This is a genomic window from Thermostichus sp. MS-CIW-37 (assembly GCF_054060065.1).
Window position 1 is genome coordinate 1 of the sequence record NZ_JBSSCV010000067.1, and the last position, 1,066, is coordinate 1,066.

1 protein-coding gene is annotated in these 1,066 nt (G+C 58.4%); it reads right to left on the reverse strand.

What is annotated here, in order from left to right; all coding sequences use genetic code 11:
* Positions 1 to 41: 41 nt before the first annotated feature.
* The coding region (locus ACVWYZ_RS14295) for an RNA-guided endonuclease InsQ/TnpB family protein (protein ID WP_457467429.1) at positions 42 to 1,066 on the reverse strand (1,025 nt) is incomplete at its 5' end.

A 1,066-nucleotide genomic window follows, 5' to 3' on the forward strand; every position in this document is an offset into this window, starting at 1 on the left:
GGTAAACTACCCCCGCCTAAAGGCGGGAGCTTTCAGTAGCCCTAGAGTCGGCAAGCCAACCCTGGACCTCTAGGCTGGTTTACAAAAGCAGCCCCAAGTCTGGCAATCATACTCGCCCCATTCCAGTCCGCATCCCCTTCCCATCCACAATGCCCACACTTAAACTGCTTCCCACGGCGATAGGACTGTTCAGGGTCAGGATGAATGTGCAAACACCGGTGGCAGGTCTGCGACGTGTAGGCAGGCGGAACCAGAATCAAAGCAACCCCTGCTCCCACAGCCTTGTACTCCAGAAATTGACGGAGTTGGTAGAACGCCCAACTGTTCCCCCTGCGCCGTTCGGCTTTGCTGCGAGGCTGTCGGTTGATGCGCTCTCTGATCCCCGTCAAGTCCTCAAGGGCAAGGACTGCCTGCTTCTGTTGCGCTTCCCGGACAATGGAGGCACTGATGGTGTGGTTGAGCCAAGTCTGAAACCGCCGCTCCCGCCCCGACAGCCGTTGCAAGATTTGTCTCGCCCTGCGGCGAGTCGACCTTGTGCCTTTCGAGGCTTTTCTCTGCAGCGACCTGCGCACTCGGCTGAACCGATCTCTGGTTTGGTTCAACTGCTGTCCATCCCACCCCCTGTCGGTGCTGGTCTTGGCAATCTCTCTCCTGCCCAAGTCCACCCCAATCGCGACAGCGGGACGGAGTCCTTTGACCTGAACGGCCTGCTGCGGCTCAGGCACCTGCTCGGTCAGTTGGATGTGGACATAGTACGAGCCGTCTCGATGTTGGCAAAGCTGGGCAGAGGTCGGTTTTTGTCCCCGCAACTTGCCCCTTTGATAGTTGCCCAAACGCAACTGAATTCGCTCCCGTCCCCCCACCAAGCACAGGCTGACGGTCTCGTCCTGTTCCCGATAGGAGAAGAGGCGAGCGTCGTAGTCGGCGGAAGTGGGCTTGAATGTTTTGACGGGGCGACCTTGAGTTTTGGCAGTCTTGCGGTTAGCTCCCACTCTTGCACAGACTCTAACGGCTAGGTTGGCACTGAGTCCGAACTCGCTGCGCAGGGTTTGGTACACCTGTGCCT